General features: G+C 56.8%; 31 protein-coding genes. 24 read left to right on the top strand and 7 right to left on the bottom strand.

The window, feature by feature from the left end; all coding sequences use genetic code 11:
- Positions 1-244 precede the first annotated feature (244 nt).
- A complete protein-coding gene (locus tag FY206_RS22650) occupies positions 245-649 on the top strand; it encodes an OsmC family protein (protein ID WP_032644551.1) in 405 nt (134 codons plus the stop codon).
- A 66-nt stretch (positions 650-715) separates the two neighbouring features.
- Here FY206_RS22650 and FY206_RS22645 read toward each other — a convergent pair whose 3' ends face one another.
- From FY206_RS22645 to FY206_RS22635, 3 genes are read right to left on the bottom strand one after another with little or no spacing between them, the layout of a single operon-like run.
- The gene (locus FY206_RS22645) at positions 716-1,585 is read right to left on the bottom strand and encodes a phosphoribulokinase (RefSeq protein WP_032644550.1); all 870 of its coding nucleotides are present in this window, start codon (positions 1,583-1,585) and stop codon (positions 716-718) included.
- A 29-nt stretch (positions 1,586-1,614) separates the two neighbouring features.
- Entirely contained in the window at positions 1,615-1,833 is a 219-nt protein-coding gene (locus FY206_RS22640) for a YheU family protein (RefSeq protein ID WP_008503016.1), read from the bottom strand.
- The gene (locus tag FY206_RS22635) at positions 1,830-2,852 is read right to left on the bottom strand and encodes a hydrolase (protein ID WP_032644549.1); all 1,023 of its coding nucleotides are present in this window, start codon (positions 2,850-2,852) and stop codon (positions 1,830-1,832) included. Before FY206_RS22635 ends, FY206_RS22640 begins: the two co-directional genes overlap by 4 nt.
- 228 nt (positions 2,853-3,080) lie before the next feature.
- Between FY206_RS22635 and mdcA the strand changes: the two genes are divergently transcribed.
- The 8 genes from mdcA to mdcH all read left to right on the top strand — a co-directional run bounded on the left by mdcA (position 3,081) and on the right by mdcH (position 10,129).
- Positions 3,081-4,736 carry a malonate decarboxylase subunit alpha gene (gene mdcA, locus FY206_RS22630; protein WP_077064411.1) on the top strand — a complete coding sequence of 552 codons (1,656 nt, stop codon included), beginning with the start codon at positions 3,081-3,083 and terminating at the stop codon, positions 4,734-4,736.
- Positions 4,736-5,593 (top strand): triphosphoribosyl-dephospho-CoA synthase, encoded by an 858-nt coding sequence (locus tag FY206_RS22625; protein ID WP_077064410.1) that lies wholly within the window; start codon positions 4,736-4,738, stop codon positions 5,591-5,593. Before mdcA ends, FY206_RS22625 begins: the two co-directional genes overlap by 1 nt.
- 9 nt (positions 5,594-5,602) lie before the next feature.
- On the top strand, positions 5,603-5,902 hold the full coding sequence (gene mdcC / locus FY206_RS22620; protein ID WP_032644546.1) for a malonate decarboxylase acyl carrier protein: 300 nt from the start codon (positions 5,603-5,605) through the stop codon (positions 5,900-5,902).
- Positions 5,895-6,728 carry a biotin-independent malonate decarboxylase subunit beta gene (locus tag FY206_RS22615; protein WP_032644545.1) on the top strand — a complete coding sequence of 278 codons (834 nt, stop codon included), beginning with the start codon at positions 5,895-5,897 and terminating at the stop codon, positions 6,726-6,728. The genes mdcC and FY206_RS22615 overlap by 8 nt, the downstream gene beginning before the upstream one ends.
- Complete coding sequence (gene mdcE, locus FY206_RS22610; RefSeq protein ID WP_032644648.1) at positions 6,728-7,528, top strand: biotin-independent malonate decarboxylase subunit gamma; 801 nt, start codon at positions 6,728-6,730, stop codon at positions 7,526-7,528. The genes FY206_RS22615 and mdcE overlap by 1 nt, the downstream gene beginning before the upstream one ends.
- Positions 7,529-7,653: 125 nt before the next feature.
- Positions 7,654-8,613, top strand: coding sequence for an AEC family transporter (locus FY206_RS22605; RefSeq protein ID WP_032644544.1), 960 nt, complete (start codon positions 7,654-7,656; stop codon positions 8,611-8,613).
- A gap of 2 nt (positions 8,614-8,615) precedes the next feature.
- Positions 8,616-9,233, top strand: a complete 618-nt coding sequence (locus FY206_RS22600) for a malonate decarboxylase holo-ACP synthase (protein ID WP_032644543.1) — start codon at positions 8,616-8,618, stop codon at positions 9,231-9,233.
- Entirely contained in the window at positions 9,233-10,129 is an 897-nt protein-coding gene (gene mdcH, locus FY206_RS22595; protein ID WP_032644542.1) for a malonate decarboxylase subunit epsilon, read from the top strand. The genes FY206_RS22600 and mdcH overlap by 1 nt, the downstream gene beginning before the upstream one ends.
- 90 nt (positions 10,130-10,219) lie before the next feature.
- Here the strand turns inward: mdcH and FY206_RS22590 are convergent, their stop codons facing one another.
- Positions 10,220-11,152: a LysR substrate-binding domain-containing protein gene (locus tag FY206_RS22590; protein ID WP_077064408.1), complete on the bottom strand. Its 933-nt coding sequence runs from the start codon at positions 11,150-11,152 to the stop codon at positions 10,220-10,222.
- 15 nt (positions 11,153-11,167) lie between these two features.
- The gene (locus FY206_RS22585) at positions 11,168-13,072 is read right to left on the bottom strand and encodes an ABC transporter ATP-binding protein (RefSeq protein ID WP_032644540.1); all 1,905 of its coding nucleotides are present in this window, start codon (positions 13,070-13,072) and stop codon (positions 11,168-11,170) included.
- Between the two features lie 135 nt (positions 13,073-13,207).
- Between FY206_RS22585 and kefG the strand changes: the two genes are divergently transcribed.
- The 4 genes from kefG (at position 13,208) to slyD (ending at position 16,460) form a co-directional block, all read left to right on the top strand.
- Complete coding sequence (gene kefG, locus FY206_RS22580; protein ID WP_045330513.1) at positions 13,208-13,762, top strand: glutathione-regulated potassium-efflux system ancillary protein KefG; 555 nt, start codon at positions 13,208-13,210, stop codon at positions 13,760-13,762.
- Positions 13,762-15,567, top strand: coding sequence for a glutathione-regulated potassium-efflux system protein KefB (kefB, locus tag FY206_RS22575; RefSeq protein WP_032644538.1), 1,806 nt, complete (start codon positions 13,762-13,764; stop codon positions 15,565-15,567). The genes kefG and kefB overlap by 1 nt, the downstream gene beginning before the upstream one ends.
- Before the next feature lie 13 nt (positions 15,568-15,580).
- Positions 15,581-15,781 carry a YheV family putative zinc ribbon protein gene (locus FY206_RS22570; protein ID WP_013099038.1) on the top strand — a complete coding sequence of 67 codons (201 nt, stop codon included), beginning with the start codon at positions 15,581-15,583 and terminating at the stop codon, positions 15,779-15,781.
- Between the two features lie 94 nt (positions 15,782-15,875).
- The gene (slyD, locus tag FY206_RS22565) at positions 15,876-16,460 is read left to right on the top strand and encodes a peptidylprolyl isomerase (protein WP_023331458.1); all 585 of its coding nucleotides are present in this window, start codon (positions 15,876-15,878) and stop codon (positions 16,458-16,460) included.
- Between the two features lie 82 nt (positions 16,461-16,542).
- Here the strand turns inward: slyD and FY206_RS22560 are convergent, their stop codons facing one another.
- A complete protein-coding gene (locus FY206_RS22560) occupies positions 16,543-16,761 on the bottom strand; it encodes a protein SlyX (RefSeq protein WP_032644537.1) in 219 nt (72 codons plus the stop codon).
- 237 nt (positions 16,762-16,998) lie between these two features.
- On the opposite strand from FY206_RS22560, the gene fkpA reads away from it, so the two are divergent.
- The 11 genes from fkpA (at position 16,999) to bfr (ending at position 25,201) form a co-directional block, all read left to right on the top strand.
- On the top strand, positions 16,999-17,817 hold the full coding sequence (gene fkpA, locus FY206_RS22555; RefSeq protein WP_032644536.1) for an FKBP-type peptidyl-prolyl cis-trans isomerase: 819 nt from the start codon (positions 16,999-17,001) through the stop codon (positions 17,815-17,817).
- Between the two features lie 167 nt (positions 17,818-17,984).
- Positions 17,985-18,707: a helix-turn-helix transcriptional regulator gene (locus tag FY206_RS22550; protein ID WP_003861697.1), complete on the top strand. Its 723-nt coding sequence runs from the start codon at positions 17,985-17,987 to the stop codon at positions 18,705-18,707.
- Positions 18,707-19,093 carry a sulfurtransferase complex subunit TusD gene (tusD, locus tag FY206_RS22545; protein WP_032644535.1) on the top strand — a complete coding sequence of 129 codons (387 nt, stop codon included), beginning with the start codon at positions 18,707-18,709 and terminating at the stop codon, positions 19,091-19,093. The genes FY206_RS22550 and tusD overlap by 1 nt, the downstream gene beginning before the upstream one ends.
- Positions 19,093-19,452: a sulfurtransferase complex subunit TusC gene (tusC, locus tag FY206_RS22540; RefSeq protein WP_032644534.1), complete on the top strand. Its 360-nt coding sequence runs from the start codon at positions 19,093-19,095 to the stop codon at positions 19,450-19,452. The genes tusD and tusC overlap by 1 nt, the downstream gene beginning before the upstream one ends.
- Before the next feature lie 7 nt (positions 19,453-19,459).
- Positions 19,460-19,747, top strand: a complete 288-nt coding sequence (gene tusB, locus FY206_RS22535) for a sulfurtransferase complex subunit TusB (protein WP_032644533.1) — start codon at positions 19,460-19,462, stop codon at positions 19,745-19,747.
- A gap of 124 nt (positions 19,748-19,871) precedes the next feature.
- Positions 19,872-20,246: a 30S ribosomal protein S12 gene (gene rpsL / locus FY206_RS22530; RefSeq protein WP_000246815.1), complete on the top strand. Its 375-nt coding sequence runs from the start codon at positions 19,872-19,874 to the stop codon at positions 20,244-20,246.
- Between the two features lie 96 nt (positions 20,247-20,342).
- A complete protein-coding gene (gene rpsG, locus FY206_RS22525; protein WP_004106370.1) occupies positions 20,343-20,813 on the top strand; it encodes a 30S ribosomal protein S7 in 471 nt (156 codons plus the stop codon).
- A gap of 96 nt (positions 20,814-20,909) precedes the next feature.
- On the top strand, positions 20,910-23,024 hold the full coding sequence (gene fusA / locus FY206_RS22520) for an elongation factor G (protein WP_032644532.1): 2,115 nt from the start codon (positions 20,910-20,912) through the stop codon (positions 23,022-23,024).
- Between the two features lie 69 nt (positions 23,025-23,093).
- Positions 23,094-24,278, top strand: coding sequence for an elongation factor Tu (tuf, locus tag FY206_RS22515; protein ID WP_014068448.1), 1,185 nt, complete (start codon positions 23,094-23,096; stop codon positions 24,276-24,278).
- 179 nt (positions 24,279-24,457) lie between these two features.
- Positions 24,458-24,652, top strand: a complete 195-nt coding sequence (gene bfd / locus FY206_RS22510; protein WP_008503493.1) for a bacterioferritin-associated ferredoxin — start codon at positions 24,458-24,460, stop codon at positions 24,650-24,652.
- A gap of 72 nt (positions 24,653-24,724) precedes the next feature.
- Positions 24,725-25,201, top strand: a complete 477-nt coding sequence (bfr, locus tag FY206_RS22505) for a bacterioferritin (RefSeq protein WP_008503492.1) — start codon at positions 24,725-24,727, stop codon at positions 25,199-25,201.
- On the opposite strand, the gene FY206_RS22500 is transcribed toward bfr, so the two are convergent.
- Positions 25,185-25,658 carry a prepilin peptidase gene (locus tag FY206_RS22500; RefSeq protein ID WP_032644647.1) on the bottom strand — a complete coding sequence of 158 codons (474 nt, stop codon included), beginning with the start codon at positions 25,656-25,658 and terminating at the stop codon, positions 25,185-25,187. The genes bfr and FY206_RS22500 overlap by 17 nt on opposite strands.
- Positions 25,659-25,758: the final 100 nt, after the last annotated feature.

Raw genomic sequence — 25,758 nt, 5'->3', positions numbered from 1 at the left:
TCGAATTCTTACCCATACCCTGGGAAGTCGGCTACCGTAACGTTTCGCAGCCAGTAAAGTTTGATGTCCTCTGCATACATGTGTAACGTCAATGTATTACTGTAGCATCCAGAGTGTTTTAGCATAGCTTTCGCCGCGTGTCTCCTGGTGTCTCGCTTCAGCATGATGCAGGTCGCCTTCCATTGCGAGAAATGTAACGCACGCGTAATCTGTCACCAAAAATGCAACGTTGGAGTTTAAGAATATGCAAGCGCGCGTGAAATGGGTTGAAGGTTTAACGTTCCTGGGCGAGTCCGCGTCGGGGCACCAGATTTTGATGGACGGTAACTCCGGCGATAAAGCGCCAAGCCCGATGGAAATGGTGCTGATGGCGGCAGGGGGATGCAGCGCGATTGACGTGGTGTCGATTCTGCAAAAAGGCCGTCATGACGTAACGGATTGTGAGGTCAAACTCACGTCAGAACGTCGCGAAGAGGCGCCACGCCTGTTCACCCACATTAACCTGCACTTTGTGGTGACCGGTAAAGCACTGAAGGACGCGGCGGTTTCCCGTGCGGTTGACCTGTCTGCGGAGAAGTACTGCTCTGTGGCGTTAATGCTGGAGAAAGCGGTAAACATCACCCATTCGTATGAGGTGATCGAGGCTTAATTATTGGGGCATCGTGCGTGTTGATGCCCTCACCCTAACCCTCTCCCACAGGGAGAGGGAACATGCTCACGCGATCTGCTTCCCTTCCATCAACCGCTCCACCAGCGGCGTCATGATGAGCTCCATCGCCAGCCCCATTTTTCCGCCCGGCACCACCAACGTATTCATGTGAGAAATAAATGAGCCCTGCAGCATCGCCAGCAGCCAGGGGTAATCAATGCCTTCGAGATTGCGGAAGTGGATCACCACAAAGCTCTCGTCCAGCGAGGGGATGCTTTTGGCGGCAAACGGGTTGGAGGTGTCCACCGTCGGCACGCGCTGGAAGTTGATGTGGGTGCGGGAGAACTGCGGCGTAAGGTAGTTGATGTAATCTTCCATGGAGCGCACCACCGAGTCCATCACCGCCTCTCGCGAATGGCCGCGCTCGCTCATGTCGCGCGTCAGCTTCTGGATCCACTCCAGGTTCACGATAGGCACCACGCCAACCAGCAGGTCCACGTGGCGCGCCACGTCGTGCTGAGGGGTGACCACGCCGCCGTGCAACCCTTCATAAAACAGCACGTCGGTGGGTTCCGGCAGCGGCTGCCAGGGAGTAAAGGTGCCCGGTACCTGATTCCAGGGAACGGCTTCATCATAGGTATGCAGATACTTGCGTGACTGCCCTTTGCCGCTCTGACCGTACTCGATGAAGGTTTGTTCCAGCAGGCCGAAGTCATTGGCTTCCGGGCCGAAGTAGCTGATGTGTTTACCCAGATCGCGCGCCTTCCGGATGGCCATGTCCATCTCCGGACGCGTGTAGCGGTGAAAGCTGTCGCCTTCGACCTCCGCCGCACGGAGATTCAGCTGGGCGAAAATCTTGCGAAAGGCGAGGCTGGTGGTGGTGGTTCCCGCACCGCTCGACCCCGTAACGGCAATAACCGGATGTCTGGCAGACATAGCAACTCCCTGACTGAAAAAGTGGAAGATCAGCCGTGAAACGCGTTGCGGGGCATGATATTCACCGTCTCATGCAGTTCTGACCACACCAGCACCACGTCGCCGCTTTTCAGCTGGCGCTTAACATCGTTGACCTTTTGCTCAAGCGAGCGTTCCTGTTCACCATAATCGGTGCCTTCGCGTAATACAAAGCTTTCAATCAGATTATCGAGCGTTTCGGGAGCCAGATCCTGCCAGGGAATAATCATTTTGCACCATCCAGATAAGGAGTTAGCCAGTCAGGAATACGCGTCTCAAGCCACATTTTCGGGCGGCGCAGCGTCCCGCCGATAAACCCGACGTGGCCGCCGTGCTCGGTCAGCTGATACTGAACGTTGTCGGGCAGGAATTCCTGAGCGGGGATCGAGTGATGATCCATAAACGGGTCGTCTTTGGCGTGAATGATCAGCGTCGGCTGGGCGATCTTGCTGAGCAGCGGCATGGCGCTGCACTGGCGATAATAATCAATCGCATCGGCGAAGCCGTGGATTTTCGCGGTGATCAGATCGTCGAACTCGCGAATGCGGCGCACCTTTTTCAGCTGGCGCAGGCTGACCGGCAGGGTATCCGGGTAGGCCTTCAGCTTACGCGCCGCGTTGGCCTTCAGCAGGTTGAGCAGGTAGCGCTGATAGACGCGGGAAAACCCTTTTTCCATATGGTAGCTGCACTGCTCCAGCATAAACGGCGCGGAGACAATAACGGCGGCATCCAGCGGGACGCTTTCGCCCTCTTTGGCCAGCAGACAGGCCAGCATATTGCCGCCCAGCGAATAGCCCACGGCCGCCGTTGGCACCGTGCCGTAATTTTCCCGCAGCCAGTGCAAAAACCAGGTTCCGTCTTCGGTTTCACCCGAGTGATAGATACGCTTCTGACGATTTGGCTCGCCGCTGCAGCCGCGAAAATGCATCACCACGCCGAGCCAGCCGCGCGCTTTTGCCGCTTCAACTAAGCCGTGCGCATACGGGCTGTGCAGGCTGCCTTCCAGACCGTGAAAGACCACCAGCCGCGGCTTGTGGCGCGCCTGCTCCGGTGATTCGCTCCAGGCGAGATCCAGAAAATCACCGTCCGGCAGGTCAAGCCGCTGCCAGTGCGGCGTGAACTGAACCTTGCGGCGGATCAGCCGCGGCAGCATGGTCTGCAAATGGCAGTTGGCCACGCCGCGCATGGGCACGAACTCGGTGCTGTCTTCGGCTGCAATGTCGAAGCCTGATGGAATGATTTGGGTCATAAGGGCGATGCTGATTCTTGTCAGATATTAACGATACTTTCCGAATTGTACCCCGTTTAGCCTGGTTTTCCGAAACATGAACTGATCCCGATCACAAATCTTTACCTTGATTATTACTCTCAGGCTAATGATTCCGCTCTACGCTTAATTGATGCCTTTCTCACCAGAGCGCACACTTTACTCAACGTTAAGCAAATCAAAATGATTAGCTGAATCAGGAGGTTAATAATGTTATCTGGGCAAACACCCACCCGGCAATGGAACACGCGACGCAGCGAAAAAGCGCGTCGCCTGGCGTCCGTACCGGTGCAGGGCAAGGTACTGCCAACCGGCGATCTCGTCGCCATGCTGGAAAAACTGATCGCGCCTGGCGACAAGGTCGTTCTGGAAGGTAACAACCAGAAGCAGGCGGATTTCCTTTCCCGTTCGCTGGCCGAAGTGAACCCGCAAGTTGTCCACGACCTGCATATGATCATGCCAAGCGTCGGGCGCAGCGAGCATCTGGATATCTTCGAGAAAGGCATCGCCCGCAAGCTGGACTTCTCCTTCTCCGGCACCCAGAGCCTGCGAATCTCCCAGCTGCTGGAAGATGGTCAGCTCGAAATCGGCGCCATTCACACCTACATCGAACTTTACTCACGCCTCTACGTCGACCTCTCGCCCAACGTGGCGCTGATTGCCGGCTTTAAGGCAGACCGCAAGGGCAACCTCTACACCGGGGCGAGCACCGAAGATACCCCGGCGCTGGTGGAAGCCGCCGCCTTCCACGACGGCATCGTCATCGCGCAGGTGAACGAGCTGGTAGACGACGAGTGCGATCTGCCGCGCGTGGATATTCCGGGCTCCTGGATTGACTATGTTGTCGTTGCCGACAGGCCGTTCTTTATCGAACCGCTGTTTACCCGCGACCCGCGCCTGATTAAACAGGAGCACATCCTGATGGCGATGATGGCGATCAAAGGCATCTACGCGGAACATCAGGTGCAGTCCCTGAACCACGGGATCGGCTTTAATACCGCGGCGATTGAGCTGCTGCTGCCGACCTACGGCGAACAGCTTGGCCTCAAGGGCAAAATCTGTAAGCACTGGACGCTGAACCCGCATCCGACGCTGATCCCCGCCATCGAAAGCGGGTGGGTCGATAGCGTGCACTGCTTCGGCGGCGAGCTGGGGATGGAAGAGTACATCCGCGCCCGTCCTGACGTGTTCTTTACCGGTGCCGACGGCTCGATGCGCTCCAACCGCGCGTTCTGCCAGCTGGCCGGTCAGTACGCGGTCGATATGTTTATTGGCTCAACCCTGCAGGTTGATGGTTACGCCAACTCCTCAACGGTGACCCGCGGCCGTCTCTCCGGCTTCGGCGGTGCGCCAAACATGGGGCACGACCCGCACGGTCGTCGCCACGCCACACCGGCCTGGCTGAACATGATCACCGAACCTGACCCGATGCAGCGCGGTAAAAAACTCGTCGTGCAGATGGTCGAAACCTTCCAGGCGGGCGTGAAGCCGACCTTCGTGGAAAAACTCGATGCCGTTGACGTGGCGAAAGCCTCCGGCATGCCGCTGGCGCCCGTGATGATCTACGGCGATGACGTGACGCACGTGCTGACGGAAGAGGGGATTGCCTACCTCTATCGCGCCAAAGATCTTGAGGAGCGTCGCGCCATGGTTGCCGCCGTGGCGGGGATCACCGATATCGGCCTGGGCGTGGACGCTAAACGCGTGGCGGAACTGCGCCAGAGCGGCAAGGTTGTGTATCCGGAAGATATGGGCATTAGCCGCACCGACGCCACCCGCTCTCTGCTGGCGGCAGGCAGCGTTTCGGACCTCGTTGAATGGTCCGGCGGCCTGTACAACCCGCCTGCGAAATTCCGGAGCTGGTAATGAAACTTCTGCCCCAGATTCAGGTTGAAGGCGGTGCCGAATGGCTGGCGCGAACCGCCACGCAGTGTCTGATTGACGAAGCACGTTTAAGCCCGAAACCCGGTCTGGTGGACAGTCGGGGGAACGGCGCGCACCACGATTTATCCCTTGCGCTAATGAAGCGCTCCGCGCACAGCCTGACCCCGACGTTCCAGGCGCTGGCGCAGCAAAGCTGGCAGCGTCCGGCAGATATTGCGCTTCGGCAAACCGTTGGCCGTCTTGGCCGTGAAGGCGAGCAGCAGATGATGGCTGCAACCGGGGGCGTAAACACCCATCGCGGCGCGATTTGGGCGCTGGGGCTGCTGGTTAGCGCGGTGGCGATGCTGGGCGGGAATGCCGGGGCGCACGACGTCGCCCGCACCGCCGCGCAGCTGGCGAGACTGCCGGACGACGCGGCGCCGAAGGTGTTCAGCAAAGGCCTGCGCGCCACGCACCGCTACCGCGTGCCGGGCGCGCGCGAAGAGGCTCAGCGGGCGTTTCCGCACGTTATGCAGCGCGCGCTGCCGCAGCTTCGCCTGAGCCGCCTCAGCGGCAGCAGCGAAGCGCACGCCAGGCTCGACGCGCTGATGGCGATCATGACCTCGCTCACCGACACCTGCGTGCTGTCGCGCGCGGGAATGGAGGGGCTGGACGCCATGCAGGACGGTGCTCGTGCGGTGCTGAATGCCGGAGGCTCTGCAACGGCTGCGGGCCAGCAGGCGCTGGCGAGCTTAGACCGTCAGATGCTGGCGCTTAACGCTTCGCCGGGCGGCGCAGCCGACCTGCTTGCCGCCACGCTGTTTCTGGATCGCATCGAAACGCCTTATTCAAAGCATTAAGAGGATGTTATGGAAAAAATCACATTGACCGTGCCAGCCAGCCGCGCGTTAAGCGGCAGGTCGCTGGCAGGCGTCGTCGGCTCCGGGGATATGGAGGTGCTCTTCACCGCCGAACCGGGCCAGACGTTAACCATTGATATCACCACCTCCGTCGACAACAGCCGGGGGCGCTGGGAGGCGCTGTTCAACCGCCTGCAAACCGTCAGCAGCCTGCCGGCGGGAAAACTGACCATTCATGATTTCGGCGCGACGCCGGGCGTGGCCCGCATTCGTATCGAACAGGTTTTTGAGGGGGTGAACCATGCGTGATGACAGCAGCTTTATCGAACTGAAAGCGCGGCAGCGCGCGCAGGCCCTGCTCGACGAAGGCAGCTACCGCGAACTGCTGGACCCGTTCGAAGGCATTATCTCACCGTGGCTTGGGCCGCAGGGGATTGTGCCGCAGGCGGACGACGGGATGGTGGTAGCAAAAGGCACCATCAACGGTCAGCCAGCCGTTGTTGTGGCGATTGAAGGCGCGTTCCAGGGCGGCAGCATGGGCGAAGTGTCCGGTGCCAAAATGGCGGCGGCGCTGGAGCTGGCGGCGGAGGATAACCGCAACGGCATTCCGACTCAGGCAGTGCTGTGTCTAGAAACCGGCGGCGTGCGCCTGCAGGAAGCAAACCTCGGCCTGGCGGCGATTGCCGATATCCACGCGGCGATTGTGGACCTGCGTCGCTACACGCCCGTCATCGGGATTGTGGCCGGAACCGTGGGCTGCTTCGGCGGGATGTCCATTGCGGCAGCGCTGTGCAGCTACCTGATCGTCACCCGCGAAGCGCGTCTCGGCCTCAACGGCCCGCAGGTTATCGAGCAGGAGGCGGGCATTGAAGAGTACGACTCCCGCGACCGTCCGTTTATCTGGAGCATGACCGGGGGCGAGGTGCGCTATCAAAGCGGGCTGGTGGATGCCCTGGTGGGTGACGGCGTGCACGCGGTGAAAGCGGCGATGAACGACGCGATTGCCAAAGGCGTCCCCGTGAAACACCGCACCGATAACTACGACGATTACCTGACCCGTCTGACGAATTTCGACACCCGCAAGCAGGCCGATGCCGAACAGATTAACGCGCTTTTTGCCCGGGAGGTGAAATGATGAGTAATTCAAAAAGCCGTGGCGAACTCTGGCTGGAAACCCTCGCCCCAAACGCCAAACGTGTGGCAGGACTGTGCCCGTCCGTGCAGGCGGCAGACGGCGAGCTGAACGGCGAAGCGGTGCGCTTTGTCGCCGTGGTGCCGGACGCCAACAACCACTTCCCGCGCGCGGCGAAAGGGGAAGTCGGTCTGCTGGAAGGCTGGACCCTGGCGAAAGTGGTGAGCGAAACCGTGGCCGAGGATGCCAGTAAGTCCGTGAAGCGCCCGATTGTGGCGGTGATCGACGTCCCCAGCCAGGCCTATGGCCGACGCGAAGAGGCGTTTGGTATTCATCAGGCGCTGGCCGGTGCGGCAGCTGCGTATGCGAATGCACGCCTGGCCGGTCACCCGGTGATTGGGCTTATCGTCGGCAAGGCGATGTCCGGCGCGTTTCTGGCGCACGGCTACCAGTCCAACCGCCTGATTGCCTTCAACGACAAAGGCGTGCTGATCCACGCGATGGGCAAAGAGTCTGCGGCGCGTATTACGCTGCGTACCGTCGACGCGCTGGAAAAACTGGCGGCCACCATTCCGCCTATGGCGTATGACATCAGCAACTACGCCACCCTGGGGCTGCTTTCAAACCTGCTGGACATCAACAACCCGGATGCTCCATCCGATAACGATCTGGCGCAGGTGAAAACCACCCTGCAACAGGCCATCAGTGACGCTCGTCAGGACACCACGTTGAACAATCGTCTGGGTGCTGACAACCGCCGCAGCTCTGCCCTCGTACGCGAACGCATGCGGGCAAGCTGGTAAGTAAAAAGAGACCTGCCAGATGCATAACCCCGTGGGCGCGTTCGCCGCGCCCGCGTGGGGGCCTGCATCCTGAAAAATAATAATCATCGCGCCAGTGCTAAAACTTTTTTTACTACAGGTGATTTATGACTTACGTAATTGTTCATGCTCTTGCACCGATTTTCGTCATCATGCTGCTGGGTTTCTGGGCCGGTAAGGCAAAGATGGTCGATAACAAAAACGTTTCCCTGCTGAATATCTTCGTGATGGATTTCGCCCTGCCCGCCGCGCTGTTCAGCGCCACCGTGCAAACGCCGTGGACCGGCATCGTGGCCCAATCGCCGCTGATTCTGGTGCTGACCCTGGCGATGTGGATCACCTATGCGGTCATCTACTTCCTCGCGACCAATGTCTTTAAAAAATCCCCGCAGGATGCGGCCGTGCTGACGCTGACCGTCGCCCTGCCAAACTATGCGGCGCTTGGCCTGCCGATTCTGGGCAGCGTGCTGGGTGAAGGTTCATCGACATCACTGTCGGTTGCGGTCTCCATCGCCTGCGGTTCGGTGCTGATGACCCCGTTCTGCCTGCTCATTCTTGAACGTGAAAAAGCGCGTGGCGAAGGGAATAGCTCTGGCTCTACGCTCTCCATGCTGCCGGTGCTGATGTGGCGTTCGATTAAAAAACCGATCGTGATGGGCCCGCTGCTGGGTGTGATTTTGTCCGCCATCGGTATCAAAATGCCGGAACTGGTGCTGGCGGCGATTAAACCGCTGGGGCTCTCCGCGACCGCGGCAGCGCTGTTCCTGACCGGGGTGATCCTCTCTGCCCGTAAGCTGCAGATTAACACCATGGTGATTACGTCAACTATCGCCAAGCTGCTGATTCAGCCTGCGATTGCCTGGGGTATTGTGCTGATCTTCGGTCTGCACGGCTCCGTGGCGATCACCGCTATCCTGATGATTGCGCTCTCCGCGGGCTTCTTCGGCGTGGTGTTCGGTAACCGCTTTGGCGTGCAGTCGCCGGATGCGGAAGCCGTGCTGCTGTTGAGCTCCGTACTGTGTATCCTGTCGCTGCCGCTGTTTATCTCGCTGACTTCAGGAATGTAATCATGACCACAACATTACGCCCGCACGACCTTATCTGGCTTACCGCGCGCGACGCGCTGGAAGGCATTACCGACCCCTGGGTTGAGGCGGCCTGGCATACCGGCCTGCCGGTCGTGGTGCGGCGTGATGTTGACAGTGAAGGCCGTATTCCCGTTGGCGTGCGCGGACTGCGCCGCGACCAGCGGGCGGCCGGATGGGTGAAGCCGGAAAACGTGCTGCGCGTGGTGTCACCCGAATCACTGAGCGTAACGGCGGACCTGCTGCGTTCGCCGTTTGTCACCCAGCCACCGGTTCAGGTGGCGCTTCAGCTTTCTCAGCAGGCGTGGCCGTGGACGTGGGGCATTACCGGCAGCACCGGCTACGCGCTGGCGACCGGCATTCCGGTCATTCACGCCGACAGCGATCTCGACCTGCTGATCCGCGCCCCGCGGCCGATTTCCCCTGACGCATTTACCGCATGGCAGACGCAGCTCGGCCGCGCCTTGTGCCGGGCGGATACGCAGGTGGATACGCCCGACGGCGGCTTCGCGCTGGCGGAGTGGCTGCGCGACGGTAAAACGCTGCTGAAAACGAGCCGCGGACCGCGCCTGGTGGCCGATCCGTGGCGCAGGGAGGAGTGATGAAAATACTGTTTACCTTTCCGGGGCAGGGCACGCAGCACGAAGGCATGCTGCAAAACCTGCCGGGAACGACGCTGGCAGAGGCGCGCGAGTTGCTGGGCAGCGAAGTCGATACGCTGGATAGTGCGGCCTCACTCGCTCACACCCGCGCGGTTCAGCTGTGTCTGCTGATTTCTGGCGTAGCCTGGGCGCGCGAGCTCGAACGGCGCGGCGTGACGCCGGACATTGTGAGCGGGCTTTCAATCGGCGCTTATCCTGCGGCGGTCATCGCGGGCGCGCTGGACTTTACCGACGCGCTGAAGCTGGTTGCGTTGCGCGGCGATCTCATGGAGCAGGCGTATCCGCACGGCTATGGCCTGACGGCGATTATGGGCCTGACGTTGCCGCAGGTGGAAACGCTCATCGACGGCACGGGAACGTACATTGCCAACCTGAATGCCGAAACGCAGATCGTGATTGCCGGAAGCGATGACGGAATGGCACTGGTGGCGGCACGCGCGCTGGCAAAAGGGGCGAGCAAGGCCAGGCGGCTGGCGGTCAGCGTACCGTCCCACTGCGCACTGCTGGCGGATCCGGCGCAGAGGCTGGCGTCGGCGTTTGAATCGGTCACGCTTTCACGCCCGCGCTGCGCGTATCTGAGCGGCAGCACCGGACGGGTGCTGTGGCAGCCGGAAAAAATAGCCGACGATCTGGCGATGAATATGGCGCGAACGGTGCGCTGGCAGGAGGCGATGATTTCAGCGAACGAACGTGAGGCCCGGCTGGCGATCGAAATGCCGCCCGGCGGCGTGCTGACCTGCCTGACGCGACAGGCGGCGTGGGAAGGGGAGACGATTTCACTGGAGCGCAGCGGCGTTGACGTGGCGGTACATCTGGCGGGTCGGCTTCGTGCGTGAGTTTTTTGCCGGGTGGCGCTGCGCTTACCCGGCCTACTCCCGAATTGTAGTTTTGTAGGCCGGGTAAGCGCAGCGCCACCCGGCAAGGCATCACGCACTATCCTGCAAGCTGCGCGCATACATCCGCCCTTCGGCGGCGAGCGCGCGCAGGCTCGGATCCTGCTCGCGATTGCGGGCGAAGACAATCGCAATCAGCTGCTGCATCTGGTACGGCTCCGCCAGCTTCAATAGCTGCACCGAATTTTCATACACCTTCTTCATCCTGCCCGGCATCAGCGTAAAGCCAACGCCCGCCTGCACCAGGCTCAGCATCGAGAAAATGTCGTTCACGCGCGTGACGATCTCCGGCTCGAATCCGGCGATATGAAACGCTTCCTGAAAGCCCGCGTAGGTAGCAAACCCTTCCGCCAGGGCGACAAATTTCTGGTCTTTATAATCACGCAGATCCGCGGCCCCGCTGGTGTTCAGCGTGGCGGAGGCGGGGGCGGCAAGGAATATGTCGTCATGGAACAGCGGCAGTACCTCAAGGGTATTGCGGTCGATATCGCTTTCGGAGATGGAGATCAATATGGCGTCCAGCGACCCGTCATCCAGCATGTGGAGTAACGTTTCGTTAGATCCCATCGTCAGATCCATTTCCAGATCCGGGCGGCGCAGCTTCATGCCCATAATCAGGCGCGGGACGGTTTCCAGGGTGAGCGAGTAGAGCGTACCGACGCGCAGTCGCCCCTGGCCGATGCCGGCAATTTTGCGCGACTCTTCCAGCCCGCGCTCCATTACCTGCATCACCTCCTGGCAATACTCCAGCAGCGTCCAGGCGGAAGGCAGGGCAATCAGGTTTCGCCCCTTGTGGGTAAAGAGCGGGCAGCGGACGTTCTCTTCCAGGGTGTGCAGCGCGCGGTGCACGCTGACGCCGCTCAGGCCCAGCGTTTCGGCGGTGCGCGCGATATTCCCCTTCTCCATAAACGTCATGAAGATGCTGAGCTTGCGGAACGTAATCTCGCTCGTGGTATCGAAACTCATAGCTCTCCCGGCGTGTTAGTCGGCCTGCAGCATCGCTTCCAGCTGTTCCTGCGCGTCGAGCCATGACATCTCACACTCTTCAAGGCTCGATTTGGTCTTCGCCTGGGTTTGCAGGCAGTCCGTCAGTTCCGCTTTACGGCTCTGGTCATACAGACCGCTGTCGCCGAGCTTCTCTTCTACGGCCGCAAGCGTGGCGTTGAGCTTTTCCATCTCCTTTTCGAGACGGGCAATCTCCTTACGCAGCGGCTGCGTCTGGGTGCGCAGCTCCGCTTCCCGGCGCTTCTGGTCCTTACGCGCCTGCGCGCTGTTGGCGTTATCTTTTGCCGACTCCTCCGGCTGGTTCTCCTGCTTCTGCACGTCCGTCAGCCACTGCTGGTAGTCTTCCAGATCGCCGTCGAACGGTTCGACTTTGCCGTCGTGCACCAGGTAGAGATCGTCCGTGGTGGAGCGGATCAGGTGACGATCGTGCGACACCACCACCAGCGCGCCTTCGAACTCGATCAGCGCTTCGGTCAGCGCCTGACGCATGTCGAGATCCAGGTGGTTGGTCGGTTCATCGAGCAGCAGCAGGTTCGGGCGCTGCCAGACGATCAGCGCCAGCACCAGGCGGGCTTTTTCGCCGCCGGAGAAACGCTCGGTGTTTTCGGTGACCTTATCGCCCTGGAAGCCGAAGCCGCCGAGATAGTCGCGCAGCTTCTGCTCCATCTCCTGCGGCGCCAGGCGCGCGAGGTGCTGAATCGGGGATTCATCCGCGCGTAAAAATTCCAGCTGATGCTGGGCGAAGTAGCCCAGCTTGATGCCCTTCGCCAGGCCGATTTCACCCTTGACCGGGTTAAGCTCGCCCGCCAGCAGCTTGATCAGCGTCGATTTACCGGCACCGTTGCGCCCCAGCAGGCCAATACGTGAACCCGGCACCAGGTTGAGCTTGATGGAGTCGAGAATGATGCGGTCGGCATAGCCCGCGCTCACCTTCTCCATTTTTAGCAGCGGATTCGGCAGGCTTTCCGGCGCGCGGAAGCTGAAGTGGAACGGGTTATCCACGTGCGCCGGGGCGATCATCTCCATGCGCTCCAGCATCTTGATGCGGCTCTGGGCCTGCTTGGCTTTTGACGCCTTGGCCTTGAAGCGATCCACAAAGCTCTGCAGGTGCGCCACGCGCTGCTGCTGGCTTTCGTACATGGACTGCTGCTGGGCAAGACGCGTCGCGCGCTGGCGCTCGAAGGAGCTGTAGTTGCCGGTGTACTCGAACATCGTTTGCTGTTCGATATGAATGATTTTATCCACCACCGGGTCGAGGAAGTCCCGGTCGTGGGAGATCAGAATCAGAGTGCCCTGATAGCTCTTGAGCCACTTCTCCAGCCAAATAACCGCATCGAGATCGAGGTGGTTAGTCGGTTCATCGAGCAGCAGCAGGTCAGAGCGGCAGATCAGCGCCTGCGCCAGGTTGAGGCGCATACGCCAGCCGCCGGAGAAGTCGCTGACCGGGCGTTCCAGCTGTTCATTGCTGAAGCCCAGGCCGTGCAGCAGGCTGGAGGCGCGGGAGCGAATGGTCCACGCGTCAATGGCGTCCAGCTTGCCGTGAACGGTGGCGATGGCGTGGCCGTCGTTGCGCTCATTAGCGGCGTTAAGTTCCGCCTCGAGCTTGCGGTATTCCCGGTCGCCGTCAATAACATAGTCGAGTGCCGGTTCGCTCAGGGCTGGCGTCTCCTGGTTCACCCAGGCGAGCTGCCAGTTCCCCGGGAAGGTGAAGTTACCGCCATCCGCGCTAATCTCGTTTTTCAGCAACGCCAGCAGCGTGGATTTACCACAGCCGTTTTTGCCGACCAGACCCACCTTTTGGCCCGGGTTGATGGTAGCAGTGGCGTTATCCAGCAGGACGCGCACGCCGCGACGAATTTGTAACGAGGAGAAAACAATCATAGAAGCGCCGTATGTTCCGACTATGTTAATTTGTCATTATGATAATGTAAGGTGTGGGCCATTTTCCGCACCGGGCCGCCATGGTAGCCCAAAACAGCGACGATACACAAAAACAGAAACAAGACCGGGAGGGGAATGATGTCTCAGACAGCAAAAGTGCTGCTGCTGTATGCCCATCCGGAATCTCAGGACTCGGTGGCGAACCGGGTGCTGCTTAAGCCGGCCACACAGCTCAGTAACGTCACGGTGCACGATCTCTACGCGCACTATCCTGATTTCTTTATTGATATTCCTCACGAGCAGGAGCTGCTGCGTCAGCATGACGTGATTGTGTTCCAGCATCCGCTTTATACCTACAGCTGTCCGGCGCTGCTTAAGGAGTGGCTGGACCGCGTGCTGAGCCGGGGCTTCTCCAGCGGGGTGGGGGGCAACCAGCTGGCGGGAAAGTACTGGCGTAGCGTGATTACGACCGGTGAACCCGAAAGCGCTTACCGCCACGACGGGCTGAACCGTTATCCGATGAGCGACATATTGCGGCCATTCGAACTGACGGCGGCGATGTGCCGTATGCACTGGATGAGCCCGATTATCGTCTACTGGGCCCGACGTCAGGATCCAAAAGAGCTGGCAAGCCACGCCAGAGCCTATGGTGAATGGCTGGCGTCACCGATTCCGGCAGGAGGTCGTTAATGGAAGGATCGAATTTGCTCCTCGCCGGGGTGCTGTTTTTATTTGCGGCCGTCGTCGCGGTACCGCTCGCTGCCCGCATTGGCATCGGGGCGGTGCTGGGGTATCTGCTGGCGGGGATCGCCATTGGCCCCTGGGGACTGGGATTCATCAGCGACGTGGATGAGATCCTCCATTTCTCCGAGCTGGGCGTGGTGTTCCTGATGTTCATCATCGGCCTGGAGCTGAACCCCTCGAAATTGTGGCAGCTCCGACGCTCTATCTTTGGCGTGGGCGCCGCCCAGGTGGTGTTCAGCGCCGCGATCCTGGGCGGCCTGTTAATGCTGACCCACTTTTCATGGCAGGCGGCGGTAATTGGCGGGATAGGCCTGGCGATGTCGTCAACGGCAATGGCCTTGCAGCTCATGCGCGACAAGGGGATGAACCGCAACGAGGCCGGTCAGCTGGGCTTTTCGGTGCTGCTGTTCCAGGATTTGGCGGTGATCCCAGCGCTGGCGCTGGTGCCGCTGCTGGCGGGCTCCGGCGACGACCACTTCGACTGGGCGAAAATCGCCATGAAGGTGCTGGCCTTTGCGGGCATGCTGATTGGCGGACGTTTCCTGTTACGTCCGGTGTTTCGCTTTATTGCCGCATCGGGCGTACGCGAGGTGTTTACCGCCGCGACGCTGCTGCTGGTGCTGGGATCGGCACTGTTTATGGATGCGCTGGGGCTGTCGATGGCGCTCGGGACCTTTATCGCCGGGGTGCTGCTGGCGGAGAGTGAGTATCGGCACGAGCTGGAAATTGCCATCGATCCCTTCAAGGGGCTGCTGTTAGGCCTGTTCTTTATTTCGGTGGGAATGGCGCTCAACCTTGGCGTGCTCTATACCCATCTGCTGTGGGTGGTGGTGAGCGTCGCCATCCTGGTGGCGGTGAAAATGCTGGTGCTTTACGTTATGGCGCGCATTTACGGCTTGCGCAGTTCGGAACGCATGCAGTTTGCCAGCGTGTTAAGCCAGGGGGGCGAGTTCGCGTTTGTGCTGTTCTCTACCGCCTCCTCCCAGAAGCTGTTTAAAGACGATCAGATGGCGCTGTTGCTGGTGACGGTCACGCTGTCGATGATGACCACGCCGCTGCTGATGAAGCTGGTGGACAAGCTGCTTTCCCGGCGCCTGAATCCGACGGACGATGAAGATGAAGCTCCGTGGGTGGAAGACGATAAGCCGCAGGTGATTGTGGTGGGCTTTGGCCGTTTCGGGCAGGTGATTGGTCGCCTGCTGATGGCCAACAAAATGCGCATTACGGTGCTGGAAAGGGACATTAGCGCTGTAAACCTGATGCGTAAATATGGCTATAAAGTGTATTACGGCGATGCCACTCAGCTTGAGCTGCTTCGCTCGGCGGGGGCTGAAGCGGCCGAGTCCATCGTGATTACCTGTAACGATCCGGAAGACACGATGAAGCTGGTGGATCTGTGCCAGCAGCATTTCCCGCATCTGCATATTCTGGCGCGTGCCCGGGGACGTGTTGAAGCTCACGAATTGCTGCAGGCGGGTGTGAAACACTTCTCCCGCGAGACGTTCTCCAGTGCCCTGGAGCTGGGGCGTAAAGCGCTGATCTCGCTGGGCATGCATCCGCATCAGGCGCAGCGCGCACAGATGCACTTTCGTCGGCTGGATATGCGCATGCTGCGCGAGCTGATGCCGGTCCATTCCGATACGGCGCAGATCTCCCGCGTGCGGGAAGCGCGTCGCGAGCTGGAGGAGATCTTCCAGCGCGAGATGCAACAGGAACGACGCCAGCTTGACGGCTGGGATGAATTTGAATAAAGGGTAACGAAAGATGGCTGTACGTAAACGCTTTATCGCGGGTGCAAAGTGCCCGTCCTGCCAGGCGCAAGATACGCTGGCGATGTGGCGGGAAAATAATATTGATGTTGTTGAGTGTGTTAAGTGCGGTCACCAGATGCGTGAGGCCGACAAAGAGGCTCGCGATCACGTTCGCAAAGAAGAGCAAGTGATCGGCATTTTTCATCCGGACTAGCGATATGCCCTGAGTTTTTTTAAGCTAAAGGGTACACGGGTGCAGATTTCCGCTACAATCTGCGCCAGCAATTTTCCCACGCTCAGGAGATATCATGAAAGTAGCAAAAGACCTGGTGGTCAGCCTGGCCTATCAGGTACGTACAGAAGACGGTGTGTTGGTTGATGAGTCTCCGGTGAGTGCGCCGCTTGACTACCTGCATGGTCACGGCTCCCTGATTTCCGGCCTGGAAACTGCGCTGGAAGGTCATGAAGTTGGCGACAAATTTGACGTTGCTGTGGGCGCGAACGACGCTTACGGTCAATATGACGACAACCTGGTTCAGCGCGTTCCTAAAGACGTGTTCATGGGCGTTGACGAACTGCAGGTTGGCATGCGCTTCCTGGCTGAAACTGACCAGGGCCCGGTTCCTGTTGAGATCACCGAAGTGGAAGACGACCACGTTGTGGTTGACGGCAACCACATGCTGGCCGGTCAGAACCTGAAGTTCAACGTAGAAGTTGTTGCGATCCGTGAAGCGACCGAAGAAGAGCTGGCTCATGGCCACGTTCATGGTGCGCACGGTCACGACCATGACCACGATCACGGTCATGACGGCTGCTGCGGTGGTCACGGCCACGACCATGGTCACGACCACGGTAAAGGCGGTTGCGGTAACGGCGGCTGCGGCTGTCACTAATACCTGCCATGGGTAGGTAGGCCCGGTAAGCTTCGCGCCACCGGGCACAAAAAAAGCGGGGAACTCCCGCTTTTTTTACGCCTCAATAATGAGGGGGGGGCGTCTCTTCTGACTGAGAGGCAATGTTTGACGGCTGTGTAGCTTTCAGCTTTTCCGTCAGCAGGCGCATATGGTCCCGCAATTTTGCCATTTCGAGCTCATGGGCGGTCACGGTCTGGTTTAGCTCTTCGATGGTGATGTCCTGAAAAGCCAGGCGGCTTTCCAGCTCAGCCAGTCTCGCTTCTATTGCTGTATCCTTCATCATTCACCTCGTTTATTTCAGATTCGCCAAAATGGCCCAGCGGCGGCGCAGTTTAACCGAGTTTATCCCTAAGTACAGTTCGCATCCCCTGACAAGAAACTTATTTAAACAAAAATAGTCTGAAAAGTGGCGAGAATTGGACGTGTCTGTCTGTAGATTTCTTCTGCAACGTTTTATAGTACGTCACTCATTTACGTTTAACGCTGGGGTGAGAGTCCCCAGGCCCTGGAGATATGGATGAAATCACTGTTTAAAGTAACGCTGCTGGCGACGACGATGGCTGTTGCGCTGAACGCGCCGCTGTCATTCGCTGCTGATACTGCTGCGAAGCCTGCTGCCACTGCAGACAGCAAAGCGGCGTTCAAAAATGACGACCAGAAATCCGCCTACGCACTGGGCGCATCTCTGGGCCGTTACATGGAAAACTCTCTGAAAGAACAAGAGAAGCTGGGCATCAAACTGGATAAAGCTCAGCTGATCGCCGGCGTTCAGGACGCATTTGCAGATAAGAGCAAGCTGTCTGACCAGGAAATTGAACAGACTCTGCAGGCGTTCGAAGCGCGCGTGAAGGGTGCCGCGCAGACCAAGATGGACGCGGACGCGAAAGACAACGAAGCGAAGGGCAAAGCCTTCCGCGATACCTTTGCTAAAGAGAAGGGTGTGAAAACCTCTTCTACTGGCCTGGTGTACAAAGTTGAGAAAGAAGGCACCGGCGATGCGCCTAAAGACAGCGACACCGTTGTGGTGAACTACAAGGGTACGCTGATCGACGGTAAAGAGTTCGACAACTCTTACACCCGCGGTGAGCCGCTCTCCTTCCGTCTTGACGGTGTGATCCCAGGCTGGACCGAAGGCCTGAAAAACATCAAGAAAGGCGGCAAGATCAAGATGGTTATCCCACCGGATCTGGCCTATGGCAAAACCGGCGTTCCGGGGATCCCTGCTAACTCTACGCTGGTCTTCGACGTAGAGCTGCTGGACATCAAACCGGCACCGAAAGCGGATGCCAAAGCAGACGCACCGGCTGACGATAAAGCCGCTGCTGCTAAGAAGTAATGCTGAAAAAAAAACCGCCGCCTTTAAGGCGGCGGTTTTTTATTGTGGGGCAGATATAATTAACACTGGAAAGCGTTAGGCACGCTGTATTAATTTAGTTGTCCGTGTAGATAATGAGCCTGCCCTGAAAACCTAACGACAGGCTCCTGAAAAGGAGTGTTTTTTTCATGTCCAGGTCGCTTTTAACCAACGAAACCAGTGAACTTGATTTGCTGGATCAACGTCCTTTCGATCAGACCGACTTCGATATTCTGAAATCCTACGAAGCGGTAGTGGACGGGTTAGCGATGCTCATTGGCTCCCACTGCGAAATCGTATTGCACTCCCTGCAAGATCTGAAGTGCTCCGCCATCCGTATTGCGAATGGTGAGCATACTGGCCGTAAAATTGGTTCGCCTATTACCGACCTTGCATTGCGTATGTTGCATGACATGACCGGCGCGGACAGCAGCGTCTCCAAATGCTATTTCACTCGCGCCAAAAGCGGCGTGCTGATGAAGTCAGAAACCATTGCGATTCGAAACCGCGAGCATCGTGTGATTGGGCTGCTGTGCATCAACATGAATCTTGATGTGCCATTCTCGCAAATCATGAGCACCTTTATTCCTCCAGAAACGCCGGATGTGGGCTCCTCCGTTAACTTTGCCTCCTCCGTTGAAGATCTGGTGACGCAGACGCTTGAGTTTACGATTGAAGAGGTGAATGCCGATCGCAACGTCTCGAACAATGCCAAGAATCGCCAGATCGTGCTCAATCTCTATGAAAAAGGGATTTTTGATATTAAAGACGCCATCAACCAGGTGGCCGATCGTCTGAACATCTCCAAGCACACGGTCTACCTCTACATTCGCCAGTTCAAAAGCGGTGATTTCCTGGGGCAAGACAAGTAATGCGTTTTGCGTTAATGGTGACGGGCCCGGCGTACGGGACTCAGCAGGCCAGCAGCGCGCTGCAGTTTGCGCATGCGCTAGTGGCGGCCGGGCATGAGCTGGCAAGCGTCTTCTTCTATCGGGAAGGGGTGTATAACGCGAATCAGTTTACGTCCCCGGCGAGCGACGAGTTTGATCTGGTGCGCGCCTGGCAGGCATTAAACGAAAAACAGGGCGTAGAACTGCACATCTGCGTTGCAGCAGCACTGCGCCGCGGTGTGACCGATGCTACCGAAGCCGAGCGCCTTGGTTTATCGGGTTCTAACCTGCAGCCCGGTTTTTCGTTGAGTGGTCTGGGGGCACTGGCGCAGGCGGCATTAACCTGCGACAGAGTGGTGCAGTTCTGATGAAGCGCGTGGCATTTGTATTTACCTCTGCGCCGCACGGCAGCGCTTCCGGCCGAGAGGGGCTGGATGCGTTACTCGCGACGTCCGCGCTGACCGAAGATATCGGCGTCTTCTTTTTGGGCGACGGGGTGTTTCAGCTTCTTGCAGGCCAACAGCCGCAGGCCATTCTGGCACGTGATTACATCGCGACGTTCAAGGTCTTACCGCTTTACGATATCGACACGTTCTATCTCTGCGCCGACTCCCTGGCCGCTCGCGGGTTGGATGAGAAGACGCCTTTCGTGCTGGATGCGACGGTCCTGTCTTCTGCTGCATTGCGCGAACAGCTTTCCCACTACGATACCGTTCTGACTTTCTGAGGCTGCCATGCTCCACACTCTGAGCCATTCACCGTGGCAATGTGATACCGACACGCTGCTGAGCATGCTGCGCGAAGGTGACCATGTGCTGCTTATTCAGGACGGTGTGCTTGCCGCGCTGGAAGGCAGCCGTTTCGTTGAAATTCTCACGAATGCCCCCATAACAGTCTCTGCGCTGAAAGACGATCTGGATGCGCGGGGTCTTTCTGGTCAAATTTCAGCCAAAGTTGACGTGGTTGGCTATACTGATTTCGTCAATCTTACTGTGACGCATGCCAGTCAAATGAACTGGTGATTTGAGATCGCTGTATATTTCTTGACACCTTTTCGACGTAGCCCTAAAATTTCGCGTCCTCATATTGTATGAGGTCGTTTTATTACGTGTTTACGAAGCAAAAGCTAAAACCAGGAGCTATTTAATGGCAACAGTTAACCAGCTGGTACGCAAACCACGTGCACGCAAAGTTGCGAAAAGCAACGTGCCTGCGCTGGAAGCCTGCCCGCAGAAACGTGGCGTATGTACTCGTGTATATACCACCACTCCTAAAAAACCAAACTCCGCACTGCGTAAAGTATGCCGTGTGCGTTTGACTAACGGTTTCGAAGTGACTTCCTACATCGGTGGTGAAGGTCACAACCTGCAGGAGCACTCCGTGATCCTGATCCGTGGCGGTCGTGTTAAAGACCTTCCGGGTGTTCGTTACCACACCGTTCGTGGTGCGCTCGACTGCTCAGGTGTTAAAGACCGTAAGCAGGCTCGCTCCAAGTACGGCGTGAAGCGTCCTAAGGCTTAATGGTTCTCCGTTAAGTAAGGCCAAACTGATTTATCTTAATGTCACACTAAACTCTTTGAGTTTTGGACAATCCTGAATTAACAACGGAGTATTCCCATGCCACGTCGTCGCGTCATTGGTCAGCGTAAAATCCTTCCAGATCCGAAATTCGGATCAGAACTGCTGGCAAAATTTGTAAATATCCTGATGGTAGATGGTAAAAAATCTACTGCAGAAGCAATCGTATACAGCGCGCTTGAGACCCTGGCTCAGCGTTCTGGTAAAAATGAACTGGAAGCTTTCGAAGTCGCTCTCGACAACGTTCGCCCAACCGTAGAAGTTAAGTCCCGCCGCGTTGGTGGTTCTACTTATCAGGTTCCAGTTGAAGTTCGTCCGGTTCGTCGTAATGCTCTGGCAATGCGTTGGATCGTTGAAGCTGCTCGTAAACGCGGTGATAAATCCATGGCTCTGCGTCTGGCGAACGAACTTTCTGATGCTGCAGACAACAAAGGTACTGCAGTTAAGAAACGTGAAGACGTTCACCGTATGGCAGAAGCCAACAAGGCGTTCGCACACTACCGTTGGTAATCCCTTCGGAGTCTTAGTCACCAGGCGGGCGCTTCAGAGAAGCCGCCCGCTCTGGGTAACTTAACTGAACGCCTAAAGATATAAACGAGGAATCAAATGGCTCGTACAACACCCATCGCACGCTACCGTAACATCGGTATCAGTGCGCACATCGACGCCGGTAAAACCACTACTACCGAACGTATTCTGTTCTACACCGGTGTAAACCACAAAATCGGTGAAGTTCATGACGGCGCAGCCACCATGGACTGGATGGAACAGGAGCAGGAGCGTGGTATCACTATCACCTCCGCAGCGACTACTGCATTCTGGTCAGGTATGGCTAAGCAGTACGAACCGCATCGCGTAAACATCATCGACACCCCAGGGCACGTTGACTTCACCATCGAAGTAGAACGTTCCATGCGTGTTCTTGACGGCGCGGTAATGGTTTATTGCGCAGTTGGTGGTGTTCAGCCACAGTCTGAAACCGTATGGCGTCAGGCGAACAAATATAAAGTTCCACGCATCGCGTTCGTTAACAAAATGGACCGTATGGGTGCTAACTTCCTGAAAGTTGTTGGTCAGATCAAAACCCGTCTGGGCGCGAACCCTGTTCCGCTGCAGCTGGCAATTGGTGCTGAAGAAGGCTTCACCGGCGTTATCGACCTGGTGAAAATGAAAGCCATCAACTGGAACGATGCAGACCAGGGCGTTACCTTCGAATACGAAGATATCCCAGCTGCAATGCAGGACCTGGCTGACGAATGGCACCAGAACCTGATCGAATCCGCTGCTGAAGCTTCTGAAGAGCTGATGGAGAAATACCTGGGTGGTGAAGAACTGACTGAAGAAGAGATCAAAAAAGCTCTGCGTCAGCGCGTTCTGAACAACGAAATCATCCTGGTAACCTGTGGTTCTGCGTTCAAGAACAAAGGTGTTCAGGCGATGCTGGATGCGGTAGTTGACTACCTGCCATCCCCGGTTGACGTTCCTGCGATCAACGGCATCCTGGACGACGGTAAAGATACTCCGGCTGAGCGTCACGCAAGCGACGACGAGCCGTTCTCTGCACTGGCGTTCAAAATTGCTACCGACCCATTCGTGGGTAACCTGACCTTCTTCCGCGTTTACTCTGGTGTGGTTAACTCCGGTGACACCATCCTGAACTCCGTGAAAGCGGCGCGTGAACGTTTTGGCCGTATCGTACAGATGCACGCTAACAAACGTGAAGAGATCAAAGAAGTTCGTGCGGGCGACATCGCTGCAGCTATCGGTCTGAAAGACGTGACCACGGGTGACACCCTGTGTGACCCGGATCACCCGATCATTCTGGAGCGTATGGAATTCCCAGAGCCGGTAATCTCCATCGCGGTTGAACCAAAAACCAAAGCTGACCAGGAAAAAATGGGTCTGGCTCTGGGCCGTCTGGCGAAAGAAGACCCATCATTCCGCGTATGGACTGATGAAGAATCTAACCAGACCATCATCGCTGGTATGGGTGAACTGCACCTGGACATCATCGTTGACCGTATGAAGCGTGAATTCAACGTTGAAGCGAACGTGGGTAAACCTCAGGTTGCTTACCGCGAAGCGATTCGCGCGAAAGTTACCGACATTGAAGGTAAACACGCTAAGCAGTCTGGTGGTCGCGGTCAGTACGGTCACGTTGTGATCGACATGTACCCACTGGAGCCGGGCTCTAACCCGAAAGGTTACGAGTTCATCAACGACATCAAAGGTGGTGTAATTCCTGGCGAATACATCCCAGCCGTTGATAAAGGCATCCAGGAACAGCTGAAAGCGGGCCCTCTGGCTGGCTATCCAGTTGTTGATATGGGTGTTCGTCTGCACTTCGGTTCTTACCACGACGTTGACTCCTCTGAACTGGCGTTTAAACTGGCTGCGTCTATTGCCTTTAAAGAAGGCTTTAAGAAAGCAAAACCAGTTCTGCTTGAGCCAATCATGAAGGTTGAAGTAGAAACTCCTGAAGAGAACACCGGTGACGTTATCGGTGACTTGAGCCGTCGTCGCGGTATGCTGCGTGGTCAGGAATCCGAAGTAACTGGCGTTAAGATCCACGCTGAAGTTCCGCTGTCTGAAATGTTCGGATATGCAACTCAGCTGCGTTCTCTGACCAAAGGTCGTGCATCATACACCATGGAATTCCTGAAGTATGATGATGCGCCTAACAACGTTGCTCAGGCCGTTATTGAAGCCCGTGGTAAGTAATCCACAGGATTAAAACCTAAGTCCCGTGCTCTCTCCAAAGGGGAGAGCACTATAGTAAGGAATATAGCCGTGTCTAAAGAAAAATTTGAACGTACAAAACCGCACGTCAACGTTGGTACTATCGGCCACGTTGACCACGGTAAAACTACCCTGACTGCTGCAATCACTACCGTTCTGGCAAAAACCTACGGTGGTTCTGCTCGTGCATTCGACCAGATCGATAACGCACCAGAAGAAAAAGCTCGTGGTATCACCATCAACACTTCCCACGTTGAATACGACACCCCGACTCGTCACTACGCACACGTAGACTGCCCAGGCCACGCCGACTATGTTAAAAACATGATCACCGGTGCTGCGCAGATGGACGGCGCGATCCTGGTTGTTGCTGCGACTGACGGCCCAATGCCTCAGACTCGTGAGCACATCCTGCTGGGTCGTCAGGTAGGCGTTCCTTTCATCATCGTGTTCCTGAACAAATGCGACATGGTTGATGACGAAGAGCTGCTGGAACTGGTAGAGATGGAAGTTCGTGAACTGCTGTCTCAGTACGATTTCCCAGGCGACGACACTCCAATCGTTCGTGGTTCCGCGCTGAAAGCGCTGGAAGGCGAAGCAGAGTGGGAAGCGAAAATCATCGAACTGGCAGGCTTCCTGGATTCTTACATCCCAGAACCAGAGCGTGCGATTGACAAGCCATTCCTGCTGCCAATCGAAGACGTATTCTCCATCTCCGGTCGTGGTACCGTTGTTACCGGTCGTGTAGAGCGCGGTATCATCAAAGTTGGCGAAGAAGTTGAAATCGTTGGTATCAAAGAGACTGCGAAGTCTACCTGTACTGGCGTTGAAATGTTCCGCAAACTGCTGGACGAAGGCCGTGCTGGTGAGAACGTTGGTGTTCTGCTGCGTGGTATCAAACGTGAAGAAATCGAACGTGGTCAGGTTCTGGCGAAGCCAGGCTCAATCAAGCCACACACCAAGTTCGAATCTGAAGTGTACATCCTGTCCAAAGACGAAGGCGGCCGTCATACTCCGTTCTTCAAAGGCTACCGTCCACAGTTCTACTTCCGTACAACTGACGTGACCGGTACCATCGAACTGCCAGAAGGCGTTGAGATGGTAATGCCAGGCGACAACATCAAGATGGTTGTGACTCTGATCCACCCAATCGCGATGGACGACGGTCTGCGTTTCGCAATCCGTGAAGGCGGCCGTACCGTTGGCGCGGGCGTTGTTGCTAAAGTTCTGGGCTAATTAATTATCCCTGAATAAAAAAAGGACGCTTCGGCGTCCTTTTTTGTTTTCTGCTGTTCAAGTTTGGTCACAAAATTTCGCATTTTTTGCCTCCTCCCGCACTGTATTCTGGCGCTTGTGCTATTGTAATCATAACCATTCTCACTTACACTTTGCGCATAATTTGAACGGGAGTCTCTATGTACGTTTGTTTATGTAATGGTGTAAGCGACAAAAAAATACGTCAGGCCGTTCGCCAGTTTCAGCCCCAGTCATTCCAGCAGCTTCGCAAATTTGTTCCAGTGGGAAATCAATGCGGTAAATGTGTACGTGCTGCGCGAGAGATCATGCAGGACGAACTGATGCAGATCCCGGAATACAAAGAGATCGCCTAAGCGCCCATCTTTTTTTTGACATCCCTGTAGCCCGATCTACGCTTCAATGAGTGGAAGCGGAGGGACTATATAATGAAAGGTGATGTTAAAATCATAAGTTATCTCAATAAATTATTGGGAAATGAGCTTGTCGCAATCAACCAGTACTTTCTTCACGCGAGAATGTTTAAAAACTGGGGACTCAAACGTTTAAACGACGTTGAGTACCATGAATCGATCGATGAGATGAAACACGCCGATAAATATATCGAGCGTATTCTATTCCTTGAAGGCATTCCAAACCTGCAGGATCTCGGCAAGCTCGGCATTGGAGAAGATGTCGAAGAGATGCTGCGCTCCGACCTCAGACTGGAACTTGAAGGCGCCAAAGATCTCCGTGAAGCCATCGCCTATGCCGACAGCGTACATGACTACGTCAGCCGCGATATGATGATCCAGATCCTGGCCGATGAAGAAGGGCATATTGACTGGCTGGAAACAGAGCTGGATCTCATTGCTAAAATCGGCCTGCAAAACTATCTTCAGTCGCAGATTAAAGTGGAAGAGTAGCCCACGTCTTCCAGCCTACGCATAAACCCGCTGCTGCCAGAAATGGCCCAAAAGGCAGTGGGTTTTTTAATGCCTTTTTATCAGGGCGGATTAACGAAAAAACAAGGAAGCATAGAAGCGCCATCAGCGCCGCGAGCAATGCCAGCGAGGGCAGTACGCACCAGCCATGCCATGCACCAAGCGCTGCCAGGTATTTCACATCGCCATATCCCATCCCTTCACGCCGGCAGATACACCAATACCCCCAATAAATAACCGCAAAGCCAACATACCCGGCTATCGCACCCGCCACAGCACTCGGCAGAAAATCAGGGTGGAGGCAGAGCTGAAAGAGCAGTCCCGCCCATAGTAGCGGGCAGAGAAATTTGTCGGGAAGCAGACCGGAGCGAATATCGGCATGTACCAATAAGGCTGTCAGTGAAAGATAGAGCAGCAGAAAGGGGAGGGTGGTAAGCATGTAAAAGGCCTCAAGCAGGTTTGAGCGCATACTCGGCATTTTCGGCCTGCCCGGCAATGCACAAAAGCCGCAGTTGCGTAGCGGCTCGAAACAAAGAACT

The organism is Enterobacter chengduensis (assembly GCF_001984825.2).
Lineage (GTDB): Bacteria > Pseudomonadota > Gammaproteobacteria > Enterobacterales > Enterobacteriaceae > Enterobacter > Enterobacter chengduensis.
The sequence above is the reverse complement of the archived record's forward strand: the minus strand, read 5'-3'. Positions and strand labels throughout refer to the sequence as shown.

Bases quoted from the DNA above. Each gene is read 5' to 3' on its own strand.
- FY206_RS22650 (WP_032644551.1), top strand. From the start codon at position 245: ATGCAAGCGCGCGTGAAATGGGTTGAAGGTTTAACGTTCCTGGGCGAG.
- FY206_RS22645 (WP_032644550.1), bottom strand. From the start codon at position 1,585: ATGTCTGCCAGACATCCGGTTATTGCCGTTACGGGGTCGAGCGGTGCG.
- FY206_RS22640 (WP_008503016.1), bottom strand. From the start codon at position 1,833: ATGATTATTCCCTGGCAGGATCTGGCTCCCGAAACGCTCGATAATCTG.
- FY206_RS22635 (WP_032644549.1), bottom strand. From the start codon at position 2,852: ATGACCCAAATCATTCCATCAGGCTTCGACATTGCAGCCGAAGACAGC.
- mdcA (WP_077064411.1), top strand. From the start codon at position 3,081: ATGTTATCTGGGCAAACACCCACCCGGCAATGGAACACGCGACGCAGC.
- FY206_RS22625 (WP_077064410.1), top strand. From the start codon at position 4,736: ATGAAACTTCTGCCCCAGATTCAGGTTGAAGGCGGTGCCGAATGGCTG.
- mdcC (WP_032644546.1), top strand. From the start codon at position 5,603: ATGGAAAAAATCACATTGACCGTGCCAGCCAGCCGCGCGTTAAGCGGC.
- FY206_RS22615 (WP_032644545.1), top strand. From the start codon at position 5,895: ATGCGTGATGACAGCAGCTTTATCGAACTGAAAGCGCGGCAGCGCGCG.
- mdcE (WP_032644648.1), top strand. From the start codon at position 6,728: ATGAGTAATTCAAAAAGCCGTGGCGAACTCTGGCTGGAAACCCTCGCC.
- FY206_RS22605 (WP_032644544.1), top strand. From the start codon at position 7,654: ATGACTTACGTAATTGTTCATGCTCTTGCACCGATTTTCGTCATCATG.
- FY206_RS22600 (WP_032644543.1), top strand. From the start codon at position 8,616: ATGACCACAACATTACGCCCGCACGACCTTATCTGGCTTACCGCGCGC.
- mdcH (WP_032644542.1), top strand. From the start codon at position 9,233: ATGAAAATACTGTTTACCTTTCCGGGGCAGGGCACGCAGCACGAAGGC.
- FY206_RS22590 (WP_077064408.1), bottom strand. From the start codon at position 11,152: ATGAGTTTCGATACCACGAGCGAGATTACGTTCCGCAAGCTCAGCATC.
- FY206_RS22585 (WP_032644540.1), bottom strand. From the start codon at position 13,072: ATGATTGTTTTCTCCTCGTTACAAATTCGTCGCGGCGTGCGCGTCCTG.
- kefG (WP_045330513.1), top strand. From the start codon at position 13,208: ATGATGTCTCAGACAGCAAAAGTGCTGCTGCTGTATGCCCATCCGGAA.
- kefB (WP_032644538.1), top strand. From the start codon at position 13,762: ATGGAAGGATCGAATTTGCTCCTCGCCGGGGTGCTGTTTTTATTTGCG.
- FY206_RS22570 (WP_013099038.1), top strand. From the start codon at position 15,581: ATGGCTGTACGTAAACGCTTTATCGCGGGTGCAAAGTGCCCGTCCTGC.
- slyD (WP_023331458.1), top strand. From the start codon at position 15,876: ATGAAAGTAGCAAAAGACCTGGTGGTCAGCCTGGCCTATCAGGTACGT.
- FY206_RS22560 (WP_032644537.1), bottom strand. From the start codon at position 16,761: ATGAAGGATACAGCAATAGAAGCGAGACTGGCTGAGCTGGAAAGCCGC.
- fkpA (WP_032644536.1), top strand. From the start codon at position 16,999: ATGAAATCACTGTTTAAAGTAACGCTGCTGGCGACGACGATGGCTGTT.
- FY206_RS22550 (WP_003861697.1), top strand. From the start codon at position 17,985: ATGTCCAGGTCGCTTTTAACCAACGAAACCAGTGAACTTGATTTGCTG.
- tusD (WP_032644535.1), top strand. From the start codon at position 18,707: ATGCGTTTTGCGTTAATGGTGACGGGCCCGGCGTACGGGACTCAGCAG.
- tusC (WP_032644534.1), top strand. From the start codon at position 19,093: ATGAAGCGCGTGGCATTTGTATTTACCTCTGCGCCGCACGGCAGCGCT.
- tusB (WP_032644533.1), top strand. From the start codon at position 19,460: ATGCTCCACACTCTGAGCCATTCACCGTGGCAATGTGATACCGACACG.
- rpsL (WP_000246815.1), top strand. From the start codon at position 19,872: ATGGCAACAGTTAACCAGCTGGTACGCAAACCACGTGCACGCAAAGTT.
- rpsG (WP_004106370.1), top strand. From the start codon at position 20,343: ATGCCACGTCGTCGCGTCATTGGTCAGCGTAAAATCCTTCCAGATCCG.
- fusA (WP_032644532.1), top strand. From the start codon at position 20,910: ATGGCTCGTACAACACCCATCGCACGCTACCGTAACATCGGTATCAGT.
- bfd (WP_008503493.1), top strand. From the start codon at position 24,458: ATGTACGTTTGTTTATGTAATGGTGTAAGCGACAAAAAAATACGTCAG.
- bfr (WP_008503492.1), top strand. From the start codon at position 24,725: ATGAAAGGTGATGTTAAAATCATAAGTTATCTCAATAAATTATTGGGA.
- FY206_RS22500 (WP_032644647.1), bottom strand. From the start codon at position 25,658: ATGCTTACCACCCTCCCCTTTCTGCTGCTCTATCTTTCACTGACAGCC.